The 21970-nt window shown below is 56.2% G+C and carries 18 protein-coding genes; 5 read left to right on the forward strand and 13 right to left on the reverse strand.

Annotated elements, in window-relative coordinates; genetic code table 11:
• Window positions 1-99 precede the first annotated feature (99 nt).
• On the forward strand, window positions 100-1011 hold the full coding sequence (locus FFI90_RS17800; RefSeq protein WP_144780035.1) for a LysR substrate-binding domain-containing protein: 912 nt from the start codon (window positions 100-102) through the stop codon (window positions 1009-1011).
• A 125-nt stretch (window positions 1012-1136) separates the two neighbouring features.
• Entirely contained in the window at window positions 1137-2657 is a 1521-nt protein-coding gene (locus tag FFI90_RS17805; protein ID WP_144780037.1) for a WS/DGAT/MGAT family O-acyltransferase, read from the forward strand.
• A gap of 23 nt (window positions 2658-2680) precedes the next feature.
• Here the strand turns inward: FFI90_RS17805 and FFI90_RS17810 are convergent, their stop codons facing one another.
• Entirely contained in the window at window positions 2681-3385 is a 705-nt protein-coding gene (locus FFI90_RS17810) for a DUF2057 family protein (RefSeq protein WP_144780038.1), read from the reverse strand.
• A 253-nt stretch (window positions 3386-3638) separates the two neighbouring features.
• On the opposite strand from FFI90_RS17810, the gene FFI90_RS17815 reads away from it, so the two are divergent.
• Window positions 3639-3842: a DUF6316 family protein gene (locus FFI90_RS17815; protein WP_144780040.1), complete on the forward strand. Its 204-nt coding sequence runs from the start codon at window positions 3639-3641 to the stop codon at window positions 3840-3842.
• Window positions 3843-3854: 12 nt separating this feature from the next.
• On the opposite strand, the gene FFI90_RS17820 is transcribed toward FFI90_RS17815, so the two are convergent.
• From FFI90_RS17820 to glyA, 8 genes are all read right to left on the reverse strand, one after another.
• Entirely contained in the window at window positions 3855-4382 is a 528-nt protein-coding gene (locus FFI90_RS17820; RefSeq protein ID WP_144780042.1) for a phosphatidylglycerophosphatase A family protein, read from the reverse strand.
• Window positions 4379-5335 (reverse strand): thiamine-phosphate kinase, encoded by a 957-nt coding sequence (gene thiL, locus FFI90_RS17825; RefSeq protein WP_144780045.1) that lies wholly within the window; start codon window positions 5333-5335, stop codon window positions 4379-4381. Before thiL ends, FFI90_RS17820 begins: the two co-directional genes overlap by 4 nt.
• 3 nt (window positions 5336-5338) lie before the next feature.
• Window positions 5339-5815: a transcription antitermination factor NusB gene (gene nusB / locus FFI90_RS17830; RefSeq protein WP_144780047.1), complete on the reverse strand. Its 477-nt coding sequence runs from the start codon at window positions 5813-5815 to the stop codon at window positions 5339-5341.
• Window positions 5815-6291 (reverse strand): 6,7-dimethyl-8-ribityllumazine synthase, encoded by a 477-nt coding sequence (gene ribH / locus FFI90_RS17835; RefSeq protein ID WP_144780049.1) that lies wholly within the window; start codon window positions 6289-6291, stop codon window positions 5815-5817. Before ribH ends, nusB begins: the two co-directional genes overlap by 1 nt.
• A 47-nt stretch (window positions 6292-6338) precedes the next feature.
• Window positions 6339-7454 (reverse strand): bifunctional 3,4-dihydroxy-2-butanone-4-phosphate synthase/GTP cyclohydrolase II, encoded by a 1116-nt coding sequence (gene ribBA, locus FFI90_RS17840; protein WP_144780051.1) that lies wholly within the window; start codon window positions 7452-7454, stop codon window positions 6339-6341.
• A 74-nt stretch (window positions 7455-7528) separates the two neighbouring features.
• Window positions 7529-8644, reverse strand: coding sequence for a bifunctional diaminohydroxyphosphoribosylaminopyrimidine deaminase/5-amino-6-(5-phosphoribosylamino)uracil reductase RibD (gene ribD, locus FFI90_RS17845; protein ID WP_144780053.1), 1116 nt, complete (start codon window positions 8642-8644; stop codon window positions 7529-7531).
• Entirely contained in the window at window positions 8641-9159 is a 519-nt protein-coding gene (nrdR, locus tag FFI90_RS17850; RefSeq protein WP_144780055.1) for a transcriptional regulator NrdR, read from the reverse strand. The genes ribD and nrdR overlap by 4 nt, the downstream gene beginning before the upstream one ends.
• A gap of 72 nt (window positions 9160-9231) precedes the next feature.
• Window positions 9232-10485 carry a serine hydroxymethyltransferase gene (glyA, locus tag FFI90_RS17855; protein ID WP_144780057.1) on the reverse strand — a complete coding sequence of 418 codons (1254 nt, stop codon included), beginning with the start codon at window positions 10483-10485 and terminating at the stop codon, window positions 9232-9234.
• 295 nt (window positions 10486-10780) lie between these two features.
• Between glyA and ettA the strand changes: the two genes are divergently transcribed.
• Together ettA and radA are read left to right on the forward strand one after the other, a co-directional pair.
• A complete protein-coding gene (gene ettA / locus FFI90_RS17860; protein WP_144780059.1) occupies window positions 10781-12442 on the forward strand; it encodes an energy-dependent translational throttle protein EttA in 1662 nt (553 codons plus the stop codon).
• Window positions 12442-13818, forward strand: a complete 1377-nt coding sequence (gene radA, locus FFI90_RS17865; protein WP_144780061.1) for a DNA repair protein RadA — start codon at window positions 12442-12444, stop codon at window positions 13816-13818. The genes ettA and radA overlap by 1 nt, the downstream gene beginning before the upstream one ends.
• A gap of 187 nt (window positions 13819-14005) precedes the next feature.
• Here radA and FFI90_RS17870 read toward each other — a convergent pair whose 3' ends face one another.
• From FFI90_RS17870 to gltB, 4 genes are all read right to left on the reverse strand, one after another.
• Entirely contained in the window at window positions 14006-14374 is a 369-nt protein-coding gene (locus FFI90_RS17870) for a PilZ domain-containing protein (RefSeq protein WP_144780062.1), read from the reverse strand.
• A gap of 267 nt (window positions 14375-14641) precedes the next feature.
• Window positions 14642-15706, reverse strand: a complete 1065-nt coding sequence (gene hemE, locus FFI90_RS17875) for a uroporphyrinogen decarboxylase (RefSeq protein ID WP_144780064.1) — start codon at window positions 15704-15706, stop codon at window positions 14642-14644.
• A 128-nt stretch (window positions 15707-15834) separates the two neighbouring features.
• Window positions 15835-17253 carry an FAD-dependent oxidoreductase gene (locus tag FFI90_RS17880; RefSeq protein ID WP_144780066.1) on the reverse strand — a complete coding sequence of 473 codons (1419 nt, stop codon included), beginning with the start codon at window positions 17251-17253 and terminating at the stop codon, window positions 15835-15837.
• Between the two features lie 90 nt (window positions 17254-17343).
• Window positions 17344-21792 (reverse strand): glutamate synthase large subunit, encoded by a 4449-nt coding sequence (gene gltB, locus FFI90_RS17885; RefSeq protein ID WP_144780068.1) that lies wholly within the window; start codon window positions 21790-21792, stop codon window positions 17344-17346.
• Window positions 21793-21970 lie beyond the last annotated feature (178 nt).

The following is a 21970-nucleotide window of genomic DNA, read 5'->3' on the forward strand; positions in this document are numbered from 1 at the left end:
CAACTCCAATAAATATCCTGATGATACAAGCAGAATAACGGCGACCCTGATAACCTCTCAAGCAAGCAATTCTGGCCAACTACCTCAGATAATTCGAACATGCACACAGCCATCACTATAGACGCCCTGAAAGTCCTCGACGCCATCGACCGCAAAGGCAGCTTTGCCGGCGCTGCTGGCGAGCTCTTCCGGGTGCCATCGGCGATCAGCTACACCGTGCAAAAGCTCGAGGAAGACCTGAACGTATCTTTGTTTGACCGCAGCGGACACCGGGCCGTACTCACCCCGGCCGGCCTTTACCTGCTAGAGGAAGGTCGAACCCTGCTTGAAGCAGCCGATAACCTGGCTCACTCGACCCGCCAAGTTGCTCAGGGCTGGGAAACCCGGCTGCGCATCGGATTCAATTCGCTATTGCCAGCGGAGTGCCTGTTTCCGGCCGTAAAAGAATTCTACGCACTGGGTGTTCCGGTTGACGTTCAGATTACTGAAGAGGTGTTCGCAGGCACTTGGGACGCCCTTCAAAGCCGCAGGGTGGACCTTATTATTGGTGCCGACGACATCAGCAAACCTGCGGGGAACTTTACCAGTCATATTCTTGGCAACATGACCTTTGTTTTTGCCGTCGCGCCCGACCACCCATTGGCAAGTGCAGAAGAACCGCTGAGCGAAGACGACATTTGCCGCTTTCCGGCCGCCGTTGCCGCAGACTCATCGCGCGCCCTGCCCGCTGGACATGCAGGCATTTTTCACCAACAGCGTACTCTGACAGGAGCAACTATCGACCACAAAATCGCCATGCAGAAGGCCGGGCTCGGCGTAGGCTGGCTACCACGCGCCCGGGTGCAGGCGCTTCTTGCTTCCGGCCAACTCATCGAAAAACGGGTAGACGAACCAAGACAACCCATAGCGCTTCAGGCCGCAAGGCACACCGACGATAAAGGCAAAGCGTTGATGTGGTTCTGGCACAGACTGATCAAAGACGCGACCATAACCGACTGGCTCGATAGCTGAAGCCCTGGCACAGGCTGAGACCAAAATGGCTCCGCCGCAGAATTCTGGCAGGCAAATGAGTCAACAAGATCAACAACCGTTTCATCTATACTGCGACGAACCTTAACGACGACTGGAGCTCATTGATGCGGCAGCTATCGGAACTGGACGCTTCGTTCCTGTACCTTGAATCTGCGAACGCGCCGATGCATATCGGTAGCATCTACCTCTTTGATGCCAGCGAGCGGGATACCCCCCTCGCATTCAGCACCTTCGTTGCTTATCTGCGCAGCCGCCTTCACGTCGTCCCGGTTTTTCGCCAGCGCCTGAAAGAGATCCCTCTGCGCCTGGGTCGACCATACTGGATTGATGATCCTGATTTCAGTATTGAACGACACCTCGCTTATGTAAGTCTCGGCGAAAACAGCCGGGAGGCAAGCCTTATGACGCTTGCCTCGAGGATTCTGGAAGAACCTCTGAAGCGGGACCGTCCCCTTTGGCATATAACCTTCGTAGACGGTTTCCAGCTGGGTGACGAGAAAGCAGGCTTTGCACTCATTGTAAAGCTGCACCATGCCGCCATTGATGCGTTCAGCGGTGAGGAAATCATGGGCAAGCTGTTGGAGTATACGCCTGAGCCGCAACCCATCAGCGCACCTCGCCCCTGGCAGCCGCGCGCCGAGCCATCAGAGGAACGGGTTATGATCCAGGCCGGCGCCAACATCCTGCGCACGCCCTGGCGATTCGCCTCACTGGCAGTCGGTGCAGCGGAAGCCACTACCCGAGGACTGATCCACAAGCAGTTACGAAAAATCCCCCTGCCATTTCCTTTGTTCTCGGCACCTCACTGCCCATTCAACCAGCAGATCACGGCCAACCGCCAAATCGTATCCGCAAAGGTTGAACTATCCCGCCTCAAGGCAATCAAGGCGGCGCTGGGTGATGTCACGCTGAACGATGTGGTTTTAGGACTTTGCGCAGAAACACTGCGCCGATACCTTGGCGAGCAAGGGGCAGATACGCGCCAGTCCCTGATCGCCATGACACCTATTTCAGTGCGCTCAAGCACGCTGCAAAGGACCACTGGGAACCAGATGTCCGCGATGCTTCTGGATCTTGCCACCAGCGAATACGACCCGGCTCGGCGCATTCGCAGAATTCACTGGAACGCAGTGGCCTCAGAGCCATACCGCGAGGCCATCGCCGCGGACCGGCTCACAGAACTTTTACCCTCCAGTATGCTGGCACTGTCGGCACGGTTGTATTCCGAATCGCAGATCGCGCAACGCTATCGGCCTGTTTTCAACCTGCCCATCACTAACGTGCCCGGACCTCAGGTACCCCTGTATCTGCAAGGTGCGAAACTGGCGCAGCAATACAATGCTGCACCGCTTTTCGACAGCATGGGGATGGTTATTGTTGCTGTGAGTTACCAGGGCAACTTGACACTCAACTTCACCATCTGCCCGGATGTCGTGGCCGGAGGTGATTCACTCCGGGACCATGTCTGCGCCAGCCTCACAGCCATCGAGAGCGCGGCTGACGAACTGGACCCGGAGGAGATGCACACACCGCTCACAGAGACCCGAAGCCAGACACTGGCAGACGATGCAATGGGAATACTGGAAACTGGCCTGAAGAAGCTTGTGGGCCGCCTCAGGCGATAGCTGCTGGCGAAGCGCCAGGCGCTTTACTCGAACGCCCAGCGCAGAAACGCTTTCTTGTCATCGTCAGACGCAGTTTCCCAGACAGCCTTCAAGCGCTCAAGCGAGCTCATACCGTCACTGAACAAGGCCTCACCATCGGTAGCCTGACCATCTGGCAGCGGCGTTCTCGCTGTCGAGGCATATTCCGAGGGCGCCCAGTTTGTCGATCTGGCCAAGGCCTGGCCATCAGCCCCCACAATTGCCGCAGAGAACTCCGGCATCACCTTCTCCGCCTGCTGACGGGTCTCCGGGACATCAAATTCGAATCTGTAAGTCTCATTGGGTGACGCCTCAAACCGAACGACCTGGGGCTCGCTTTCTATCACGTAAACCTTGGACTCACCGTTGTCCACAACCCCGGACTTGGCCCAGATCGTTTTGTAGGTAAATACGACCTGATTCTCACCCGGGAGCAGAGCGTAATCCAACGCCAGATCATTTATCAGGTAGTTGGTCATGGAGCGACCATTAACCCGGCTAACCTGGATAGCACCGGGCACTTTCAGCGTAGCCGCGTTCACCGCCGTGGCCGGGTTGCCTTCCCAGGTTTCAAGCTTGGTAACCGCCGATGAACAGCCCACCAGTACAGATATGAGCGCAACAGGCAGTAACGTCCGAACCACCTGTAACCAGCGGCAGGAATGACTCGACTTGAATTTACTAACACGTAAAACGTGACTGATGCTCATTTTATCTCCTTTAGGATTCGGGTGAGGCTTGGGCTGGCGAAGGATATGACCTGCTAACGTGCATTCTGAACACAGCCGCGGCTGAGGGCAACAGGATACGCAAAGAGCATGTCGAATAGCCCGCATGAGCGGGCGATCGGATAATTGTCAAAAAATGTTGAATTTCCCCGAATTTGTATTAATTTTAAACAAACCCTTATCCTTCACGCAGCGTCCGGAATAGAGACATCAACCAGGCGCACAGGAGCCGGCCATGAATACGCAGGTCAGATCAGGAGAAGAGGGGCGCATCCCCTTTCGTAGCAGTCGGTTTTTCTGTGTTGGAAGCAAATGGTATTTTACGACCCGGGAAGGTTTCGATAGTGGCCCCTTCGCTTCCAGAGAGCGGGCGGAAATCGGGCTGAAGCGTTTCCTGCACGTGGTGAGACTCCTTCCGGAAGAACAGCAGGTACACTGAGCTGAGTACCTGCTAAAGAATGTAAGGCATCAGCCATACATCAATCGCGATCAGGCACAGTAACGCCATGCCTCCGGCAACCACGTCATCCACCATAATACCAAGCCCGCCAGGCAACCGCTCATCCAACCAGCTAATGGGCCAGGGCTTGAGCACATCGAAGAACCTGAAAATCAGGAACGCCAGCATTACGCCGTAAATCTGATCAGGAAAGAGCCCAAGGGCAATCCACATCCCGACAAATTCGTCCCACACTATCCCGCCATGGTCGTGTACCTTCAAATCGGTAGCTGTTTTTCCACATAGCCAGATACCCACCAGAAAGGCGAGCAAAACGACAAGCCAATAGGCAACCGGTGGAAGCCAGGCAAACCCATACCATAGAGGAATCGCTGCGAGGCTGCCCCAGGTTCCCGGAGCGCGCGGCGCGGCACCGCTGCCAAACCCGAAGGCTAACAGGTGTATAGGGTTTTTGAGGAACCCCGGTGGCAGAATAGCCTGAGGCAAATCCGGCTCTGGCCACTGATCTTCCTGGCTCATGCTTTTCTCCTGAAATGGTCAAAACCCGCGGCACCAGATTCCGACACTACAGCAGTCCCATCAAGGCGCAAACCCGGAGTTTGTTCAATCACACCGATAACCGTGAGCTGATGCTTCAATGATGATGGTGCATCGGCCCATCTTGCCTCAGGGATAGTCGCGCAAAGCTCGTAATCATCACCGGTGCGTAGCGCATACTCTTGGGCTTCCGGGCCTTTCAGGCGTGTGAGTGCAGGCGATACGGGTACACGCGCACTCTCAATACTGGCACCAACCGAAGACGCTTCAAGAATGTGACCGAGATCCGCCAACAAACCGTCGGACACATCGATGGCCGCACTAGCGAGACTTCTGAGGGCGGCGCCCAGCGTCAGTCTCGGCTCGGGGTGGTGGTAACGCTCAAGCACATACGCCTCATCTTTGGAGGGGCTAAGCGAATCAAGATAGCCCAGGGCAGCGCCGGCATCACCAAGTGTGCCGGAGACCACTACCAGATCGCCCGGCTTGGCACCAGAGCGACGGATGGCTGCACCGATAGGGGCCAGGCCGTGTACCTGCAAACTCAAAACCAGAGGGCCGCGAGTTGTGTCGCCCCCTGCAAGCACCAGTCCAAACGACTCGGCCGCCTTGCCAAGCCCGCATGCAAAATCACACAACCAGGCTTCATCGGCCTCGGGCAAAGTCAATGCAAGGGTAAAGCAGGCGGGGTCAGCTCCCATGGCAGCAAGATCACTGGCAGCAACCGCAAGCGCTCTCCAGCCGAGATAGTCAGGACGATAGTTGAGGGGAAAGTGCACGCCCTCAACCAGCGTATCGATGGAGAAAACCAGCTCAGAACCGGGGAGAACTCGCTGAACGGCACAGTCGTCGCCCGGCCCCAAAACGACAGACCGGGAATCGTACAAGCGGGCTAGCGGCATAAAGTACTGCCGTATCAGCTCAAATTCGTTCATCGGTCAGCGCGAGCGGGTCTCGGCAAGGCGCAAACGTCGGCCCAGCTTGTCCAGCACGCTATTGACGAACTTGTGCCCTTCTGTGCCACCGAACTTCTTGGCAAGTTCGATGCCTTCATTAATTACCACCTTGTACGGCACATCCAGGCGATGCCGCAGTTCATAGGCTCCCACCCGGCAAATGGCCAACTCCACCGGATCTACCTCCTGCAGCGGGCGATCGAGAAACGGCTCAATAAGCTTGTCCAGCTCTGCCTGTTCGCGATGGACGCCACGCAGGACGTCACGGAAGTACAAGATATCAACCTTGGTCATGTCGTTGTCGACCATGAATTCGGCTTCAATATCCGAGATCGGGCTCTTGGCAAAGTGGCGCTGATAAAGCGCCTGCATCGCCAGAACCCGGGCACGGCGGCGATCACCGGCTTTTGGCTGGTCGGACGGCGCCGGGCGGGGTGTTGTATCTTCAGTATTGCTCATTACTCACCCAGCTTGTTGAACAGGCTGACCATTTCCAGCGCCGTGATGGCCGCCTCAGCGCCCTTGTTGCCGGCCTTGGTACCGGAGCGCTCGATCGCCTGTTCGATAGAATCAACGGTCAATACACCGAAGGTTACCGGTACATCTGTTTCAAGGCTTACCGCACCGAGACCGCTGGATGCTTCGCCTGCCACGTACTCAAAGTGAGGAGTTCCACCACGAATAACAGCGCCCAGAGCAATAATGGCGTCGTAGCCACCGGTTTCAGCCACGCGTTTCACGGCCAAGGGCATTTCATAAGCCCCAGGTACTCGTACCAGAGTGATATCACTGTCGGCAATACCATGGCGACGCAAGGTATCTATCGCACCGTTTACCAGACTCTCCACCACAAAGCCGTTAAAACGGCCAACTACCAGCGCATAGCGACCACTGCACTGGGTAAAATCACCTTCAATTACTTTGATATCTGCCATCAGTGGCTCCTTCTCGGATCGCAGCGGCAATGCTGCAACCGGGTGTGTCAGTCCGGGGTATAGGGAATGTACTCAACCACTTCCAGATCAAATCCGGAAATCGCCGAGTATTTAACAGAGGGGCTTAGCAGGCGCATTTTGCTTACGCCGAGATCCCTTAGAATCTGGGAACCGGTGCCTATGGTGAAATACACACCCGAGCTGCCCTTGCCCGCAGGAGTTTGCCCCTGATCAAAGAACTCCTGAATGCGGTCTTCCAGATCGTAACTGTCTTCTGCACTGTTCAGCAGAACCACAACGCCACGTCCTTCCGTTGCGACTTTCTCAAGCGCGTGGTGCAGCGGCCAACTGCGGGAATCCTTGCGGCGGGCACCCAGAAGGTCCCTGAGCGTATCGGTAATATGAACGCGCACCAACACAGGCTCATCTACCGAAATCTCACCAAATATCATGGCCAGGTGTGTCGAGCCCTGAATAACATCTTTGTAAGTGCGTAGCTTGAACACGCCGTACTCAGTATCGAGCTGGTTCTCTTCGACACACTCAACGGTACGTTCATGAAGGGTACGGTAGTGAATCAGATCCGCAATGGTGCCGATCTTCAGATTGTGTATTTCAGCAAAGCGCTCGAGATCCTCCCGACGCGCCATGGAGCCGTCGTCATTCATGACCTCACAGATAACACCCGCAGGCTCGCAACCGGCTAATGCAGCCAGGTCACAGGATGCCTCTGTGTGGCCAGCCCGGCTGAGCACGCCGCCAGGATCAGACATCAGAGGGAAAATATGCCCAGGCTGAACCAGATCCGACACCTTGGCGTTGCGAGCTACTGCTGCTTGGACAGTGCGGGCACGGTCCGCCGCCGAAATGCCTGTGGTCACGCCCGTAGCCGCTTCAATGGAAAGTGTAAATTTGGTGCCAAAGCCCGAGGCGTTCTGTTGGACCATTAACGGCAGGCCCAGCTGTTCACACCGATCACGGGTCATGGGCATACAAATAAGGCCACGGCCAAAGCGGGCCATGAAGTTGATGTCGTCTGCGGAGCAATGCTCGGCGGCCATAACCAGGTCACCTTCGTTCTCCCGGTCCTCATCATCCATCAGGATAACCATCTTGCCCTGGCGGATATCCTCAATGATTTCTTCAACGCTGTTCAGTGCCATACTATTTTGCACCCTTTCAATGCTCCCGTCGCAGCTTCAGGCAACAACCGGGGACGCATTGTGAATTTAAACATTTAGCGGCGAATCAGGATCAGACGCTGGTCTTCCCCTACCTGTCGCCGGTCTTGTACGACCCATTCAATCTTGTCGGCCATAGTCTCCAGCGGAAGATGCGCCGTAGGCCGGCCCTTACTGCCGAGGAATACCGGAGCCTGGTAAAGCCAGAGCTCGTCGACCAGCTGTTCACTGATAAACGTGCCGGCCAGTGTGGGGCCGGCCTCCACCAGCAGCTCATTTATGCCCATTTCACCCAGCGAATCCAGAAGCTCGGATACATCAATACCATTATCTTTCCAGGCAACGCCTTTCAGGCGAATTCCCAACGCCGCAAGATCCTGTGCCGGCGCCGTCGCAAGCGTGGAAGAGGCACAAAATATCTGAACCTTGCCCCCGCGCAGAATCGTTGCGGAAGGTGGTGTTCTGGCATCCCTGTCGGCGATTACTCGCAGTGGCTGCCGAGAAGGCTCGGTGGCATCGCCTATATCTCCGAGCTCTTCGCGACGAACGGTTAGTGACGGGTCGTCTGCGAGCACAGTTCCGACGCCCGTAAGAATGGCATCACTGACAGCCCTGAGCCGCTGAACATCGCGGCGTGCTTCATCACCGGTAATCCACTGGCTTTCACCCGAGGCCATAGCGGTACGGCCATCCAGGCTCGCCGCCATCTTGAGCCGGACCCAGGGGCGACCGGTGTTCATGCGTTTCATGAACCCCGGGTTCAGGCGCGCCGCCTCATCCGCCAAAAGCCCTTCACGGACTCGAATACCGGCCTCGCGGAGCATTTCCAAGCCCCTTCCGGATACCGACGGGTTGGGGTCTTTAGTGGCAGCAAAAACCCGAGAAACACCTGCATCAATCAATGCACGTGCGCAGGGTGGTGTACGGCCAAAATGACTGCAGGGTTCGAGCGTGACATAGGCCGTCGCGCCACGAGCAGCGGGGCCGGCCTGGCTGAGCGCACGGGTTTCCGCATGGGCTTCGCCGGCCCGCTCATGCCAGCCTTCACCCAGAATCTTGTCACCACGGGCTATCACGCAGCCAACTCGGGGGTTAGGGTGCGTTGAATAGCGGCCCCGCCATGCAAGCTGCACGGCCCGAGCCATCATGGACCGTTCCCGGAGTTCGGTCATTTTTTTCCTTCAGGAGAGTGGTTATCCGCCAGCGCCTTGGCAACATCCACAGCCGCGTCACCGTTGGACGCCGAAAGTCGCTCAATTTCTTCCTTGAACTCATTGATGTCCTGAAAGCTGCGGTAAACAGAGGCAAACCGGACATAAGCAACCTTGTCGAGCTGCCGAAGCTCAGTCATCACCTCTTCGCCCAGCTGCATGGATTTCACCTCGCGCTCTCCTGTCGCACGCAGGCGATATCGGATGCGATTTAGCGCAGCATCAATCTGCTCAATACTGACCGGGCGCTTCTCCAGGGCTTTCATAATTCCCGAGCGCAGTTTCTCCTCGTTAAAGGGCTGACGAATACCATCCTGTTTGACGACTCTGGGCATAACCAGCTCCGCTGACTCGAAGGTGGTAAAACGCTCACGGCAGGAAAGGCACTCTCTGCGGCGGCGCACCTGATCGCCCTCGGTCACGAGTCGCGAGTCAATAACCTTGGTATCTGCTTCACCACAGAAAGGACAGTGCATACTCAGGAACTCCGAAGAGAAAGCCGGAGGGCGCGACTATGCGCGCCCTGCCCGGCAGGTCTTACCAGATGCTTAGCCGTATACCGGGAAGCGCGCACACAGGGCTTCAACCTGTTCACGGACACGGCTGTTGACGGTTTCGTCTTCCAGGTTATCAAGAATGTCGCAAATCCATCCCGCCAGTTCTCGGCATTCCGCCTCACCAAAACCACGGGTGGTGACAGCCGGTGTACCCAGGCGCAAACCAGAGGTTACGAACGGCGATCGTGGGTCGTTGGGGACTGCATTCTTGTTCACGGTGATGTGCGCACGGCCGAGAGCGGCGTCAGCATCTTTACCCGTGATGTCCTGTTTGATCAGGCTCACCAGGAACAGGTGGTTCATTGTACCGCCCGAAACCACATCGTAGCCGCGATCAACAAACACGTTCGCCATAGCAGAAGCGTTCTTGACTACCTGCTTCTGATAGGTCTTGAATTCGTCGCTCATGGCTTCTTTGAAGCAGATCGCCTTGGCGGCAATCACGTGCATCAGCGGGCCACCCTGGCCACCCGGGAATACCGCAGAGTTCAGCTTCTTGTGCAGTGCTTCATCGTCGCAGGCCAGAATCAGGCCGCCACGGGGTCCGCGCAAGGTTTTGTGGGTAGTAGTTGTGACCACGTGCGCGTGGGGCATCGGGTCGGGATAGACGCCGGCGGCTACCAGGCCTGCCACGTGAGCCATGTCCACAAACAGGTAAGCACCCACCTTGTCAGCGATGGCACGGAAACGGGCAAAGTCCAGTTCCTGGGAATAGGCAGAGAAGCCTGCAATGATCATCTTCGGCTTGTGCTCAACCGCCAAGGCCTCCAGCTCTTCGTAATCAATCAGGCCGGTGTCGGTGTTAATGCCGTACTGCACGGCGTTATAGATCTTGCCTGAAAAATTTACGCTGGCACCATGGGTAAGGTGGCCACCGTGAGCCAGGCTCATGCCGAGAACGGTATCGCCAGGGTTGACCAGAGCCATGAATACGGCCGAGTTAGCCTGTGAGCCGGAGTGCGGCTGCACGTTGGCATAAGCGGCGCCGAACAGCTCTTTGGCGCGATCAATCGCCAGTTGCTCAGCTATGTCTACAAACTCGCAGCCACCGTAATAACGCTTGCCAGGATAACCCTCAGCGTACTTGTTGGTAAGATCGCTACCCTGAGCTTCCATAACCCGCGGGCTGGTATAGTTCTCCGACGCGATCAGCTCAATATGAGCTTCCTGGCGCTTGCTTTCCGCCTGCATGGCGTTCCAGAGTTCGTCGTCGAATCCGGCGATTTTCATATCACGATTAAACATCGATGCGCTGCCCCTGTGTGCTTGGCTGGCCCGGAGAGTCTTGGAAATAGCCCCCGGAATCCCTTAAAATTTGGGCCGCTATTCTAGCCCATTACCGGGTTGGAAATCACCCTTTATGCAGTTCGCAGATACCGTCATACCGATATCACCTGTTTTCGTGAAATTGCTATAGCTCCCGGGTTTCGATACCTTACAAACCCAACTAGAAAACCCAGTTAGCAAGTTCCGTAAGGTGGCGGCTCGAAGCGCCTCAGACACCCTGTCACATCTCGTTTTCAAAGAGGGTAATGCCTTTATGGCCCAGTACGTATACAGCATGAACCGAGTGGGCAAAGTGGTTCCGCCCAAACGCGAAATTCTCAAAGATATTTCCCTGAGCTTCTTCCCGGGCGCCAAAATCGGCGTACTGGGCCTGAACGGTTCAGGTAAATCTACGCTCTTACGCATTATGGCGGGCGTAGATCAGGATTACATTGGCGAAGCCAGGCCTCAGCCAGGCATCAATGTAGGTTACCTGCCCCAGGAACCGGAACTGGACGACAGCAAAACCGTAAAGGAAATTGTTGACGAAGCCGTGGCCGACGTTCACAACGCCCTGGCTGAGCTGGATCAGGTTTACGCCGCCTACGCAGAGCCGGATGCAGATTTTGATGAGCTAGCCAAAAAACAGGGCAAACTGGAAGCTCTGATTCAGGCCACTGATGGCCATGACATTGAACGCAAAATGGAAGTTGCCGCCGACGCCCTGCGCCTGCCCGCCTGGGACCAGCCGGTAAAAAATCTCTCCGGTGGTGAACGCCGTCGTGTAGCCCTGTGTCGCCTGTTACTCTCGGGCCCGGACATGCTTCTGCTGGATGAGCCCACCAACCATCTGGACGCAGAATCCGTCGCCTGGCTGGAGCGCTTCCTGCACGATTACGAAGGCACCGTAGTTGCCATTACCCACGACCGCTACTTCCTCGACAACGTAGCAGGCTGGATTCTGGAGCTCGACCGGGGCCAAGGCATCCCGTTTGAAGGCAACTATAGCCAATGGCTGGAAAACAAGGAAAAGCGCCTGGGTACAGAAGCCAAACAGGAAGCTTCGCGCCAGAAAGCCATCAAACAGGAGCTGGAGTGGGTGCGTAGCAACGCCAAAGGCCGGCAATCGAAGAGCAAAGCCCGCCTTGCCCGTTTCGAAGAAATGAGCTCGCAGGATTTCCAGAAGCGCAACGAAACCAACGAGATCTATATCCCGCCCGGACCCCGTTTGGGCGACAAGGTCATAGAAGTGGAAGGTATCAGCAAAGCTTTTGGTGATCGCCTGCTCTACGAAAATGTTTCCTTCTCCGTTCCGCCGGGGGCGATCGTCGGCATCATTGGCGGTAACGGCGCAGGCAAATCCACCCTGTTCCGCATGGTCGCAGGCCACGACCAACCCGATGCCGGAACCATCACCGTGGGTGAAACGGTCCAGTTGGCCTATGTGGACCAGAACCGTGATCTCGACGGCTCCAAAACCGTGTGGGAACTGCTCAGTGAAGGCCAGGACATCATCAAGGTCGGCAACTATGAAACACCGTCAAGAGCCTATGCCGGACGCTTCAACTTCAAGGGCTCTGACCAACAAAAGCGGGTGGGTGATTTGTCCGGCGGTGAGCGTAACCGCCTGCACCTCGCAAAGCTTTTGAAAGAAGGTGGCAACGTGTTGCTGCTGGACGAACCTACCAACGACCTGGACGTAGAAACCCTGCGCGCTCTGGAGGAAGCTCTTCTGAACTTCCCGGGTTCTGCCATGGTTATCTCGCACGACCGCTGGTTCCTTGACCGAGTAGCCACGCACATCCTGGCGTTTGAGGATGACGGTGAGGTGGTGTACTTCGAGGGCAACTTCGCCGAATACGACGAAGACCATAAAAAACGCAAAGGGGATTCCGCTATGGTGCCCCAGCGCATGAAGTACAAGAAGCTGGCCTGATGGCAAAAGCCAAAACCGCGTACGTCTGCACCGAGTGTGGTGCAGACTATTCCAAGTGGCAGGGCCAATGTACGGCCTGCCAGACCTGGAACACCATCAGCGAAGTCCGTGGCGTCAGCAACAATGCCAAAGGCGCTCGCGGCGTGCGCTTTGAAGGTTTTGCCGGCAGCCTGTCGGCCGTCCAGAGCCTGAACGACGTAAGCCTCTCCGAACAGGAGCGTATCAGCACCGGCATGCAGGAGTTCGACCGGGTTCTGGGCGGCGGGCTGGTAGAGGGCTCCGCGGTTCTGATGGGAGGCCACCCTGGTGCCGGCAAGAGCACCCTGCTGCTTCAGGCCGTTTGCCACCTGGCTGCCAGTGTTCCGGCGCTTTACGTGACCGGTGAAGAATCCCTGCAGCAGGTGGCCATGCGCGCGAAACGTCTTGGTCTGCCTACCAAAGATCTGAAAATGCTCTCCGAGACCAGCGTCGAGCGGATCATACAGGTGGCAGAAGCAGAGAAACCACGGATTCTGGTAGTGGACAGTATTCAGGTGATGCACGTGGCGGACACGGAATCCGCCCCCGGCTCGGTTTCCCAGGTGCGTGAAAGCGCAGCGTTTTTGACCCGCTTTGCCAAACAGACGGGCACCATTCTGTTCCTGGTAGGTCACGTCACCAAGGATGGCAGCCTTGCCGGCCCCAAGGTTTTGGAGCACATGATCGACTGCTCCATCCTTCTGGAAGGCTCCAGTGACAGCCGTTACCGCACTCTGCGCGGCATCAAGAACCGCTTTGGGGCGGTGAATGAGCTGGGCGTGTTTGCCATGCTGGAGCAGGGTCTGAAGGAAGTAAAAAACCCCAGTGCGATTTTTCTGAACCGTGGCGAAGAAGCGGCGCCGGGCAGCGTGGTTATGGTGGTATGGGAAGGCACTCGACCCATGCTGGTGGAAATTCAGGCGTTGGTGGACATGGCCCAAGGCGGATACCCCCGGCGTGTCGCTGTTGGCCTGGATCAGAACCGTTTGGCGATGCTTCTGGCGGTGTTGCACCGCCATGGCGGCTTGCATGTGTCGGATCAGGATGTGTTTGTGAACGTTGTGGGTGGCGTGAAGGTTAACGAGACCAGCGCGGATTTGGCGTTACTGGCTGCCATTGTGTCTTCGTTCCGTGACCGGGCGCTGCCTCAGGACCTGGTCATTTTCGGGGAAGTCGGGTTGTCGGGGGAGATTCGGCCGGTGCCCAGTGGCCAAGAGCGGATTAACGAGGCCGCGAAGCACGGCTTTACCCGTGCTCTTGTTCCTAAAGCCAATGCACCACGCAAACCTATTGCAGGAATGAAGGTGATTCCTGTGACTAAGCTCAGCGAGGCTATTACGGCATTGGAGGAGCTTTAAGCCCTACCCCCAGACTGCCGGCTTTAGCGGTATGGCGAAAGTGGGGAAGCCTTTCCAAAAACCGCTACGAGCACATCCATGTGCGCTTGTCTCCGGCCATCCTTGGCCTACGACATTTTTGGAAAGGCTTCCCCACTTACGCCTGCAAAATTCGCAATTCGCCCTCCAACAAAAACTCGATAATTAACTAATCAATGAGGTGAGAAAACTCCCGCTCAAGAAGAACCTGATCGCCAAGGTTCAACTCAACCAAACGCTTCAGATGGGTGGCGCTTTCCAGATCGATGTACTGGCACTTAAAACCAAGTCTATGCGGCTCTACATGTTTTAACTCGACAGCCATAACTATCCCGGCCTGTTGTCCATCAAGGTGTACGATCACCTCACAGGGCTGACTCAAGGGTATGTCCCAACCCTCTGGCCGCTTGACCAGAACGCCTTTCAGGGAAATATCCAGTACCTCCGTTGTCCACACGCTCTCAAGGGCATGCAGTTCACAAGGGGCGTCAAAGCTGATGCGGTGGAACTTCCGTTTTTCGGACGTTTTGGTGGGCAAGGGGCTGCTCCTTTATTGTCGATATCATCTGATACGACTATAGACCGGGTGGGGTTGCCGATCCAGAGGAGTTCTACTTCAGGGGGGGGGCACTAAGAGAAGACGTGCTGAGAACATAGATGCGGGGGTTGAGTCACCGATTCCAAAAATGTCGGAGGCCATGGACGGCCGGAGACAAGCCACAGGGATGTGCTTGTAGCGGTTTTTGGAATCGGTGACTCAACCCCCGCTTCCCGGCGCTAACAGGCCAGAAAGCAAGGACAACAATCAGCGGTGGTACTCAGGACTCAATTCAACAACCGCCTCAATGAACGCCTTGGCGTGCTCGGGATCCACATCCGGCGTAATGCCGTGGCCGAGGTTGAATATGTGACCAGGGCCGGACCCGTAGCGACGCAGGATGTCGCCCACTTCCTCGCGGATACGCTTTTTCGGCGCATAAAGCATGGTGGGGTCCATATTGCCCTGCAGAGCCACACGATCACCCACGCGAGCACGAGCGTCGCCGATATCCGTGGTCCAATCCAGACCAACGGCATCAGCCCCTGAATCTGCAATGGATTCAAGCCACTGGCCACCGTTTTTGGTGAACAGAATCACCGGAATATAGCGCCCGTCATTTTCGCGAATCAGGTTATCAACGATCTTCTTCATGTAGCGCAGAGAAAACTCCTCGTACGCCCAGCTGCTCAACACGCCGCCCCAGGTATCGAAAATCTGAACCGCCTGGGCACCGGCTTTGATCTGGCCATTGAGGTAATCGATGACCGAATCTGCAAGATGATCCAAGAGCTGGTGCATCACCTCTGGCTGGCCATACATAAGCTTTTTGGCTTCGCGGAAATCTTTGGAGGAGCCGCCTTCAACCATATAGGTTGCCAGGGTCCAGGGGCTGCCTGAGAAGCCAATCAAGGGGACACTGCCATTGAGCGCGCCCCTGATTGTAGAAACGGCGTTCATTACGTAATCGAGGTCGACTTCTGCCTTGATCTTGGGCAACGCCTCAACATCCGCCTTGGAGCGAATGGTGTGCTTGAACTTGGGGCCTTCGCCGGTTTCAAAATACAACCCTAGACCCAGGGCATCCGGAATGGTGAGGATATCCGAGAACAGAATCGCGGCATCCAGCGGAAAACGCTCAAGTGGCTGGAGGGTTACCTCACACGCCAAAGGCGTATTCTTGCACAAGCTGAGGAAGTCACCCGCTTTCTCCCGGGTAGCGCGATACTCGGGTAGATAACGGCCAGCCTGACGCATCATCCATACCGGGGTACGATCAACAGGCTGGCGCATCAGTGCGCGCAAAAAGCGGTCATTCTTCAACTCGGTCATAAGGATTCCAACGTTGTCTCTTTCTGATGGTCTAAACGGAATGGGAGCAATGATACCCCGTTTGCCATAATAAAAAAGGCCGGCTTACCCTTAGTAAGCCGGCCTTCTGATCCGGATCAAAGGGTTTGTCAGATATCCAGATAATCCATAATGCCCTCTGCAGCTTGGCGACCTTCCCAGATTGCTGTTACGACAAGATCCGAGCCCCGAACCATATCGCCACCCGCAAAAATTTTCGGGTTACTGGTCTGGAAGCCATATTCCGCGCCTTCCGGTGCGGTAACCCGACCAGAATCATCAGTGTTGATCGAAAGCTCGTCAAACCAGTCGGCCGGGCTTGGGCGGAAACCAAAGGCAACCAGCACGGCATCGGCGGGTATGACCTCCTCGCTGCCAGGCACCACTTCTGGCCGACGACGCCCGTTTTCGTCTGGCTCACCAAGCTGTGTTGACACCACTTTCACACCTTCAACCCGGTCCTCACCGATGATGGCTATAGGCTGCCGATTGAAAAGGAATGTCACACCCTCTTCCTTGGCATTCGAGACCTCGCGGCGCGAGCCCGGCATGTTGGCCTGGTCGCGTCGATAGGCGCAGCTCACACTTTCTGCCTGCTGGCGAATGGAGGTGCGATTACAGTCCATGGCGGTATCACCACCACCAAGAACCACGACGCGCTTGCCTTTCATATCGATGAAGTCCGCTGCATCTTTCTCAAAGCCAAGACGCCGGTTTACGTTGGATACCAGGAACGGCAGCGCATCGTATACCCCCGGCAGGTCTTCACCCGGGAAACCGCCCTTCATATAGGTGTAGGTTCCCATGCCCATGAACACGGCATCGTACTCTTCGAGAATATCCTCCAGCTGAACGTCTTTGCCCACCTCGGTGGACAAACGGAATTCAACGCCCATTTCCTCGAACACCTGCCGCCGCCGGGTCATCACGGACTTTTCCAGCTTGAACTCCGGGATGCCGAAGGTCAGCAGGCCACCGATTTCAGGGTAGATATCAAACACCACCGGCTTTACGCCGTTGCGAACCAGTACATCGGCACACCCCAGGCCCGCAGGGCCGGCGCCAATAACCGCCACTTTTTTGTCCGTCCATTTGACCGCTGACATGTCCGGTTTCCAGCCAAGGGCGAAGGCCGTATCCGTAATGTATTTCTCAACCGAGCCAATGGTAACCGCGCCGAATCCGTCATTCAGCGTACAAGCACCCTCACACAGGCGGTCTTGCGGGCAAACACGGCCACACACTTCAGGCAGCGAATTGGTCTGGTGACACAGCTCGACGGCTTTCATGATGTTGCCTTCGGAAACCAGCTTCAACCAGTTCGGAATGTAGTTGTGTACCGGGCACTTCCACTCGCAATAGGGGTTTCCGCACTCCAGACAACGATGGGACTGGGACGCTGCGCTATCGGCGGTATACGGTTGATAAATCTCACCAAACTCTTTTTTACGCTTTTTAGCAGGAACTTTCTTTGGGTCTACCCGCCCTACTTCCACAAACTGAAAGTCATTACCAAGTCGTTCTTTCATGTTGACGCTCTCATCAGCTCAATATCGACGCAGGTTGCCCTTTCCGGCAACCCCGAACCCTCACAAGTAACCAGACTCAACGCCCTGAGTTTATTCAGGACGCGCACGGGTACTTGCCAACAGGCTGCGCAAATTCGCAGCTTTGGGTTTCACCAGCCAGAAGCGGCCGATGTAGTCGTCGAAATCTTCAAGGATACGCTCAGCCCAGGCACTGCCGGTTTCCGAGATGTGCTCGCGAATAACGCTGCGCAGATGGTTGCGGTAAGCCTCCATTTCTTCGCGAGAAATACGCTGAATTTCCACCAGCTCATGGTTGTATTTATCAACAAAGGTGTTGTCCATATCCAGCACATAGGCAAACCCTCCGGTCATACCTGCACCGAAGTTGGCGCCGGTAGAGCCCAGCACAGTAACCAGCCCGCCCGTCATGTACTCGCAGCAATGATCGCCTGCGCCTTCAACTACGCACTGGGCCCCGGAGTTGCGAACAGCGAAGCGCTCGCCGGCCGTGCCTGCAGCAAACAACTTGCCACCAGTGGCACCGTACAAACAGGTGTTACCGATAATCGCGGTTTCCTGCGATGCAAAGGCGCTGCCACGAGGCGGCTTGACCACCAGCTTGCCGCCAGTCATACCTTTGCCGACATAGTCGTTGGCATCGCCTTCAAGAATCAGGTTCAGACCACCAACGTTCCAGACACCAAAACTCTGGCCAGCAGTGCCTACCAGATCCAGCGTGATCGGTGCATCAGTCATGCCCTGATTTCCGTGCTTTGCAGCAATTTCGCCAGAAAGGCGGGCACCGATTGAGCGATCACAATTGGTCACGCGATAATTCCAGGCGCCTCCGGTTTTGCCTTCGATCGCAGGCGCAATTGCCTTGAGCATGTCTTCCGCCAGCAAACCTTGATCGAACGGCAGGTTACGCTCAACCTGACACGTCTGAGGCTTGTCCGCCGGAATGTGATCGTTGGACAACAGCCGCGTCAGGTCCAGTTTTTTCTGGCGCTCGGTGTCGCCCGGCAAACGAACAAGAAGGTCAACTCGTCCAACGAGCTCTTCCAGGCTGCGAACGCCCAGCTTAGCCATCCATTCGCGGGTTTCTTCCGCCACAAAGCGGAAGAAGTTCATGGCCATTTCAACCGTGCCTTTGAAGTGCTCTTCACGGAGGTATTCATTCTGGGTTGCAACGCCAGTTGCGCAGTTGTTCAAGTGGCAAATGCGCAGGTACTTGCAGCCCAGAGCCACCATGGGCGTGGTACCAAAACCAAAACTCTCGGCTCCCAGAATGGCCGCTTTCACCACATCCAGGCCGGTTTTAATCCCGCCGTCCGTTTGCAGGCGGATCTTTCCACGCAAGTCGTTGGCCCGCAACGCTTGCTGCGTTTCGGTTAATCCAAGTTCCCAAGGCGAACCCGCGTAACGAATGGACGCCAGCGGACTTGCCGCCGTGCCACCGTCATAGCCGGAGACCGTAATCAGGTCGGCATACGCCTTTGCCACACCTGCCGCAATCGTGCCGACGCCGGGCTCAGAAACCAGTTTTACCGAAACCAGGGCTTGCGGGTTGACCTGCTTGAGATCAAAGATCAGCTGCGCCAGGTCTTCTATTGAATAGATATCGTGATGCGGCGGTGGCGAAATCAGAGTGACGCCCGGCACCGAGTATCGCAGGCGCGCGATCAGCTGATTAACCTTGCCACCGGGCAGCTGACCTCCCTCACCTGGCTTTGCACCTTGAGCAACCTTTATCTGCATGACATCGGCACTGCGCAGATACTCGGCGGTTACACCAAAGCGGCCCGAAGCAATCTGTTTGATTTTGGATCGCTTTTCGGTGCCATGGCGAGCCGGGTCTTCACCACCCTCGCCAGAGTTGGAGCGGCCACCAAGCGTATTCATCGCCACCGCCAGAGCCTCGTGAGCCTCCGGCGACAGAGCGCCAAGGGACATGGCCGCAGAATCGAACCGGGTAAAGATCTGCTCGACCGGCTCAACCTCGGAAAGCCCTATGGCTTCTATGCCCTCACGGAAACCGAACAAATCCCTGAGCGTGGCCACCGGACGTTCGTTGACCAGCGCCGCGTATTCCTTGTAATGGCCGTAATCGCCCGTAGTCACCGCTTCTTGCAGCTTGCCAACCACATCCGGATTAAACGCATGGTATTCCTGGCCATGGATATATTTCAGCAAGCCGCCAGGGGTGATCGGCTTGCGCGGTTTCCAGGCAGTGGCCGCCAGTTGTTCCTGATCCTGCTGAAAATCGAAAAAGTCTGCGCCCTGGATACGACAGGGCACGCCTTTGAAGCACAGGTTCGCAACGTCATCGGCAAGGCCAATGGCCTCGAAAAGCTGAGCGCCACGATAAGACGCGATAGTAGCGATGCCCATCTTGGACAGAATCTTCAGCAGCCCCTTATTGATCCCCTTGCGATAGTTATTTTTCGCTTCGATGGGATCTATCAGCAATTCGCCCGTCCGAATAAGATCGTTCAACACCTGATAGGCCAGGTAGGGATAGACCGCCGTCGCACCAAAGCCAAACAGCACTGCAAAATGGTGAGGGTCCCTGGCCCAGCCTGTCTCCACTATGATGTTGGAGTCGCAGCGCAGACCTTTTGCAACCAAGTGGTGGTGAACCGCTCCGGTTGCCATCAGGGAGCTCACAGGCAGCTCACCCTGTTTCAAGTCCTTGTCTGAGAGAATCAGCAGTACCTTACCTCCACGAACGGCCTTCTCGGCCTCATCACAAACGCGACGAACGGCCTGCTCAAGCCCTTCCTCCGGAAGGTAGCTCATGGAAATCCGGGCCACGGTGAAGCCCGGGCGATCATTATTGGCAATCCGCAGGAATTTTGCTGGTGACAGGACCGGCGTGGTCAGGATGATCCTGTCAGCGTGCTCTGCGGTTTCCTCGAAGACGTTACGCTCCGCTCCCAGGCAGGTTTCCAGCGACATCACGATCGCTTCCCGCAGCGGATCAATCGGCGGGTTCGTTACCTGAGCAAACTTCTGGCGGAAATAGTCTGCGACATGCCGAACCTTGCTGGACAAAACAGCCATGGGCGTATCGTCACCCATTGAGCCGACAGCCTCCTGAGCGTTTTCCGCGAGGGGACGCAGGATCTGGTCACGTTCCTCGTACGACACCATGAACATCTTCTGATGAACCAGCAGCTCATCCGCATCCAGCAGCCGGAATTCGGGTGTGTCCTGGTTCAGCGTTGTTTCCACTCGCAACGCATTATCACGTAGCCAGCGCTTGTAGGGCTTTGCTGTCTTGAGACGCTGATCGATATCCCGGGTATGCAACACTTCACCGGTTTCCGTATCAATAGCCAGCATTTGCCCCGGCCCGACACGACCTTTTGCGACCACGTCTGCAGGCTGATAGCTGTGCGTGCCTATCTCGGACGCCAGAGTAATGAAATCATCCTTGGTAACCACCCAGCGCGCCGGCCGCAGGCCGTTGCGGTCCAGCATGCAGACCGCGTAACGGCCATCCGACATAACCAGACCAGCGGGGCCATCCCAAGGCTCCATGTGCATGGAATTGTATTCGTAAAACGCTCGAAGCTCGGAGTCCATGGTGTCGACATTCTGCCACGCCGGCGGAATCATCATGCGCGCAGCGCGGAACAGATCCACGCCACCGGCCAACAGGATTTCCAGCATGTTATCCATGCTGGATGAGTCAGAACCAGCCAGATTGACCAGAGGCTGCAAGGTTTGCAGGTCAGGCAAATCCGGAGCGTTAAATTTCGCCGCCCGGGCAATGGCCCAGTTACGGTTGCCATCAATGGTGTTGATTTCGCCGTTATGCGCCAGATAGCGGAACGGCTGGGCCAAGGGCCAGCGGGGCATGGTATTAGTGGAAAAACGCTGGTGAAATACGCAAATGGCAGTGGCGAAATCAGGATCCCCCAGATCTTTATAGAAGTTCGCCAGATCCGCCGGCATCATCAGCCCCTTGTAGGCCAGCGTGCGATGGGAAAGACTGCAGATATAGAATTCGGGGTCATCTGCCATATCCCGCTCTGCATGGCGGCGACCAACAAACAGACTGATGGCGAATTCCTGTTCCGACTTGGCCGCCGGTGTTACAAACACCTGTTCAATGCAGGGCATGCAGTCCAACGCCATTGGGCCCAGGCAGCTGTCATCTACCGGGACTTCTCGCCAGCCCATGACTTCCAGGCCTTGTTCAACCAGTCGTTTTTCGAGTGCGGCTCGTCCATTGGTAGCCTTTTCTGGCTCCGGGCTCAGGAACACCTGGCCCACCGCAAATAGGCCATCGGGCGCTTTTCCAAATGCTGTTACTGCAGCTTTTTTCAGGAACGCTTCAGGGCTTTGAATAAGCAGACCGCAACCATCTCCGGTTTTTCCGTCCGCTGCGATACCACCCCTGTGAGTCATGCAGGTGAGCGACTCAATGGCCGTCTGTAGCAACTTGTGAGAGACCTCGCCTTTCATGTGGGCAATCAGTCCAAATCCACAGTTGTCCTTGAATTCGTCGGGATGATACAAACCTGACTTCATAAGCGCTCTCTCGCATGCAAATGCTTTTTAATCAGCGACTTATGCACCAATACAGTGCAAAAAACCGGCCAACATTAAAAAATGGGCTGATCATTCTACACACGTACAAATACGTACTCAAACAGATTCGGCAATATTTCTCGAGGAAGGTTCCGCTATTTCCGAACCTTGTTCGATA

Source organism: Marinobacter maritimus, assembly GCF_007671675.1.
GTDB lineage: Bacteria > Pseudomonadota > Gammaproteobacteria > Pseudomonadales > Oleiphilaceae > Marinobacter > Marinobacter maritimus.